General features: G+C 72.6%; 4 protein-coding genes and 1 pseudogene. 1 reads left to right on the top strand and 4 read right to left on the bottom strand.

Features of this window, described 5'->3' with window-relative positions; all coding sequences use genetic code 11:
* Positions 1 to 1803 (bottom strand): ATP-dependent helicase (locus JS521_RS33400; RefSeq protein ID WP_205086643.1); only part of this gene is annotated, 1803 nt, incomplete at its 3' end.
* A 215-nt stretch (positions 1804 to 2018) separates the two neighbouring features.
* Here JS521_RS33400 and JS521_RS33395 point away from each other — a divergent pair.
* A complete protein-coding gene (locus JS521_RS33395) occupies positions 2019 to 2273 on the top strand; it encodes a glutaredoxin domain-containing protein (protein ID WP_006127421.1) in 255 nt (84 codons plus the stop codon).
* A 97-nt stretch (positions 2274 to 2370) separates the two neighbouring features.
* Here the strand turns inward: JS521_RS33395 and nudC are convergent, their stop codons facing one another.
* The 3 genes and pseudogenes from nudC to JS521_RS33380 form a co-directional block, all read right to left on the bottom strand.
* Positions 2371 to 3327: an NAD(+) diphosphatase gene (gene nudC / locus JS521_RS33390; RefSeq protein ID WP_205086642.1), complete on the bottom strand. Its 957-nt coding sequence runs from the start codon at positions 3325 to 3327 to the stop codon at positions 2371 to 2373.
* Positions 3328 to 3394: 67 nt separating this feature from the next.
* Positions 3395 to 4792, bottom strand: coding sequence for a dipeptidase (locus tag JS521_RS33385; protein WP_205086641.1), 1398 nt, complete (start codon positions 4790 to 4792; stop codon positions 3395 to 3397).
* A 10-nt stretch (positions 4793 to 4802) separates the two neighbouring features.
* Positions 4803 to 5318: pseudogene (locus tag JS521_RS33380) on the bottom strand (PD-(D/E)XK nuclease family protein); the annotation flags it as partial.
* Between the last annotated feature and the right edge of the window lie 113 nt (positions 5319 to 5431).

Raw genomic sequence — 5431 nt, 5'->3', positions numbered from 1 at the left:
GCCCCCGCCGACGCCGCCCCGAGCGCCGGACCCCGTCGAGCCCGGCCGCAGCCCGTTCAGGAAGCGGGTCGGCCGTCGGCTCGCCCGGCCCCCCGGCGACCGGGACAGCGCCCAGGAGAGCGAGAGGTGGACGCGGGCGCGGGTGATCCCCACGTACATCAGGCGTCGCTCCTCCTCGACCTGCTCGTCGGTCTTGGCGTAGGCGATCGGCATCATGCCCTCGGTCAGGCCGACCAGGAACACCGCGTCCCATTCGAGGCCCTTCGCCGAGTGGAGGGAGGCCAGCGTGACGCCTTGGACGGTCGGGGCGTGCTGGGCGGCCGCCCGCTCGTCGAGCTCGCGGACCAGGTCGGTCAGGGTCGCCCCCGGTTTCGCCGTCTCGAAGTCCTCCGCGAGGCGCACCAGCGCGGCCAGCGACTCCCAGCGGTCGCGCACGGACCCCGAACCGGCGGGCGGGCGGGTGGTCCAGCCCTTGGTGGAGAGCACCGCCCGCACCTGGGAGGCCAGGTCCTCCGCCCCGTCGAGGAGGGAGTCGTTGCGCCCGGCGCGGGCCGCGCCGCGCAGGGCGGTGCCCGCCTCGCGGACCTCGGCCCGCTCGAAGAACCGCTCAGCGCCGCGCAGCTGGTAGGGCACCCCGGCGTCCGCGAGGGCCTGCTCGTAGACCTCGGACTGGGAGTTGACCCGGTAGAGCACGGCGATCTCGCCGGCCGGGACGCCCGCGGCGATGAGGTCGCGGATGCGCCGGGCGGTGGACTCGGCCTCGGTGGGCTCGTCCCCGTACTCCGTGTAGACGGGCTCGGGGCCCTTGTCGCGCTGGGAGACCAGCTCCAGGCGGTGGTCGGCGGCCTTGCCCCGGGCCTGGCTCAGCAGGCCGTTGGCGAGGTGGACGACCTGGGGGGTGGAGCGGTAGTCCCGGACCAGCTTGACGACGGTGGCCCCGGGGTGGCGGGTGCGGAAGTTCAGCAGGTGGTCGGGGGTGGCCCCGGTGAAGGAGTAGATCGTCTGGCTGGCGTCCCCGACGACGCAGAGGTTCTCCCGGTCGCCGACCCACAGGTCGAGCAGCCGCTGCTGCAGGGGGCTCACGTCCTGGTACTCGTCGACGACGAAGTGCTGGTACTGGCCGCGCACGTGGTCGGCAATGTCGCCCCGGTCCTGGAGGATGCCGACGGTGAGCAGCAGCACGTCCTCGAAGTCGATCACGGAGCGGTCGCGCTTGAGCTGCTCGTACGTGGAGTAGATCTGGGAGAGCTCCGCCGGGTCGCGGGGGGCGTCGCGGCGGGTCTTGGCGACCGCGGCAGGATAGTCGGCGGGGACGGTCTGGGTGACCTTGGCCCACTCGATCTCGCTGGTGACGTCCCGCAGCTCGGTGCGGTCGAGCCGGAGCTGGCAGCGGGCGGCCGCCTCGGACACCAGCTGCACCTTCCGCTCCAGCAGCCGGGGCAGCTCGCCACCGACTGCTTTCGGCCAGAAATACTGGAGCTGCCGGAGCGCGGCGGAGTGGAACGTCCGGGCCTGGACGCCCGTCGCGCCGAGTTGCCTCAGGCGGCCGCGCATCTCTCCGGCGGCCCGGTTGGTGAAGGTGACGGCCAGCACGGTGGCCGGCTGGAGGATGCCCGCCCGCACCCCGTACGCGATGCGGTGGGTGATCGCGCGGGTCTTGCCCGTCCCCGCTCCGGCCAGCACGCACACCGGTCCGTGCAGGGCGAGCGCCACCTCGCGCTGCTCGGGGTCGAGCCCGTCGAGCACGGCGTCCGGGGTCTCGGGAACCTGCGGGAAGAGAGTGGAGTGCGTTGCTGCTGTCACCCCGCCATGCTGCCAGGTCGCCGGGGGCGGATGCGGCGGTTGTCCACAGGGGTGAGGTATTCGTCGTACCGGGGCGGGCCGGACGGCGCCGCGGGAATGGTGGCCGCCTCCCGTACGTTCCTTAACCTTGCGGGAGCGCTGCGGTGAGCGGCCGGACCGCGACTGACGCTGCCGGCCGCGCAGCGGTACGGACGAGACGAAGGAGCGCCAGCGACATGGCGGGCACTGTGACGATGTACAGCACCACCTGGTGCGGCTACTGCCGTCGGCTGAAGAGCCAGATGGACCGCGAAGGCATCGCGTACAACGAGGTCAACATCGAGCACGACCCGGAGTCGGCCGCGTTCGTCGAGAAGGCGAATGGCGGAAACCAGACGGTCCCCACGCTGCTGATCGTGGCCCCCTCGGGCACCGAGTCGGTCATGACGAACCCGTCGCTCGCCCAGGTGAAGCAGGCGCTCGCCGCCTGATCCGGCGGAGAGACGACTGCCTGTCGCGCGTACCACTGCCCCCGGCACCGCCGGGGGCAGTCGCGTGTCCGGACGGGGGCGCGGACTTCGACGGACCTCAGCCGGTCCGCTTCACCGCGCCCGGCTTCGGGAGCGGCTTGCCGTACCAGAGTTCGATCAGGCGGGCCGCGATCGAGATGCCGAACGGGGGCATGATCTCGCCGGACTCGAAGGCGGCGGTGAGGTCCTCACGGGAGAACCAGCGGGCCTCCTCGATCTCCTCGCCGTCGACGGTGATGTCGAAGGTGGTCGCCCGTGCCATGAAACCGAGCATCAGGCTGGATGGGAACGGCCACGGCTGGCTGGCGACGTACTCGACCTCGCCGACCGTGATCCCGGCCTCCTCGTAGACCTCGCGGGCCACGGACTGCTCGATCGACTCCCCCGGCTCGACGAATCCGGCGAGCGTGGAGAAGCGGCCCTCGGGCCAGTGCACCTGGCGGCCCAGCAGGGCCCGGTCCTGGTCGTCGGTGACCAGCATGATGACCGCCGGGTCGGTACGCGGGTAGTGCTCGGCCCCGCAGGCCTGGCAGCGGCGGATGTGGCCGGCCGCCGCGATGACGGTGCGCTCGCCGCAACGGGAGCAGAAGCGGTGCAGCCGCTGCCAGTTCTCCAGGGCGACCGCGTGGACCATGAGACCCGCGTCGCGGGGGCCGAGGAGAAGCCCCGCCTCACGGAGTCCGGCCGGGCGGGCCGACTGGTCCATGCGGCCGGGCAGCGAGTCCTTCTGGAGCGCGAAGTAGCTGACGCCCGTCTCGTCGGTGCCGAGGAAGTACCGGTGGGTCTCGGTGACCGGGGCCTCGAAGGCCGGGGTCATGACGATCTCGGTGCCCCCGTCGGGGGTGTCGTCGATCAGCACCTGCCCGCCGGAGACGACGAAGACACGGGTCGTCGGGTGGCTCCACGCCACGGCCAGCCACGCCTCGTCGAGACGGTGGTGTGCCGCGCGGTCGATGCCGCTCGGCGCGGTGAGGCCGATCGGACGGTCTGCGGTGGCGTTGTCGAAGGTGCTCACAGGTGCTTCCTACTCCCCCTGGGTGGATCGGGTGTACGGAGGTGGGGCGAAGTTCATCGGGCGAGGTTCACCGGCCGAGCGCCGTGGCCAGTTCGCTCCACAGGTACGCGGTCGTCTCCACGCCCTTCAGCAACAGGTCCAGCTCGACCTTCTCGTCGGGGGCGTGCCAGCCGTCCGAGGGGACGGAGATGCCGAGGAAGAGGACCGGGGCACCCAGCACGTCCCTGAGGTCGGCGGCCGGGCCCGAGCCTCCTTCACGGGTGAAGAGGATCTTCTTGCCGAAGGCCCGGCCCATCGCGCGGGCCACGGCCTGAAGGGCGGGGTGGTCCAGCGGGGTCAGACAGGGACGGGTGGCGGGCTGGAAGGCGATGGTGTGCCGGATGCCCGCCGGAATGCGGGACTCCACCCAGGCGCGGACGGTCTTCTGTACGTCGTCGGGGTCCTGGCCGTCGACCAGCCGGAAGCTGATCTTCACCAGGGCTGAGGAGGGGATGATCGTCTTGCTTCCGGCGCCCTGGTAGCCGCCGCCGATGCCGTTGACCTCGGCGGTGGGGCGAGCCCAGATGCGCTCCAGCGTGGAGTACCCGGCCTCGCCGGACACGGCGCCCGACTTGGCGGTGCGCAGCCAGGTCGCCTCGTCGAAGGGCAGCTCCGCGAAGAGCGCCCGCTCAGCGTCGGTGAGGTCGGTGACCCCGTCGTAGAAGCCGGGGATCGCGACGTGGCCGTCCTCGTCGTGGAGGGCGGCGACCAGGCGGGCGATCTCGGTGGCCGGGTTGGGGACGGCTCCGCCGAACGATCCGGAGTGGATGTCCTGGGCGGGCCCGTACAGCTGGATCTCGCACTCGGCGAGGCCGCGCATGCCGGTGCAGACGGTCGGGGTGTCCTCGTCCCACATGCCGGTGTCCGAGACGATCACCGCGTCGGCGGCGAGCCGGTCCGCGTGCTGCTCGGTGAGGGCGCGGAAGTTCGGGGATCCGGACTCCTCCTCGCCCTCGATAAGAAGCTTGAGGTGCACGGCGGGGGTGGTGCGGCCGGTCGCGGCGAGGTGGGCGCGGACGCCCAGGGTGTGGAAGAACACCTGGCCCTTGTCGTCCGCCGCGCCGCGCCCGTACATCCGGCCGTCCCGGATCACCGGCTCGAACGGGTCGGTCGCCCAGCCGTCCTCGCGGGCGGCGGGCTGGACGTCGTGATGGCCGTAGACCAGGACGGTCGGGGCGCCGGGGTCCTCGCTGGGCCACTCGGCGAAGACCGCCGGGGCGCCGGGAGTCTCCCAGATCTCGGCGACCGGGAAGCCGGTCTCCTTGAGCTTGGCGCTCAGCCACGCGGCGCTGCGCCGTACGTCCCCGTCGTGCTCCGGCTGCGCGGATACGGACGGGATGCGCAGCCACTCCGCGAGGTCGTCGAGGAAGGCGGCGCGGTGCTGCTCGGTGTACGTACGGACGGCGCTGTCCGGGGTCTCGCTCATGCTCTTGAGCCTATCCGCCATCGGGGTCCGGCTCGTCCAGCAGGATCCGCTCCAGCTCCGCTCGGCCCGGCAGCCCCTGCGGATGGACGGTCTCGCCCGTACGTACGTAGAGGAAGGTGGCGGTGACCGCGTCGAGCGGCAGACCGTGCAGTTCGGCCCAGGCGAGGCGGTAGACGGCGAGCTGGAGGGGGTCGGCGGTGCGGTGGCGGGTGGTCTTCCAGTCGACGATCTCGTAGGTGTCGCCCGTGCGGTAGACGGCGTCGATCCGGCCCCGGATCACGCGGCCCGCCAGGGTGATCTGGAAGGGGGTCTCCACGCGGTACGGGGTGCGCCGGGCGTACGCCGTGCGCTCGAACGCCTCCTTCAGCTCGGCGAGGTCACGCTCGTCGGCGATCTCGGCGTCGCTCTCGTCGCCGCCGGGCAGCTCGTCGGGGCCGAGCATGGGCAGCGGCAGCTCCTCGTACCGGGACTCGACCCAGGCGTGGAACCGGGTGCCCCGGCGGGCGGCGGGCTGCGGCGGGCGGGGCTGCCGCGGGTCTGTGTGCCGGGCCTATCCCGCACCCGCTACCGGGTCAGGGGCACCGGGCGGCTCTCGCGGTCGCGGGGGCCCGCGGGCGCGGAGGCCCGGGTGCACCTGGG

Source organism: Streptomyces durocortorensis (genome assembly GCF_016901035.1).
Classification (GTDB): Bacteria; Actinomycetota; Actinomycetes; order Streptomycetales; family Streptomycetaceae; genus Streptomyces; species Streptomyces durocortorensis.
This window is presented reverse-complemented; position numbering and strand designations above follow the sequence as displayed.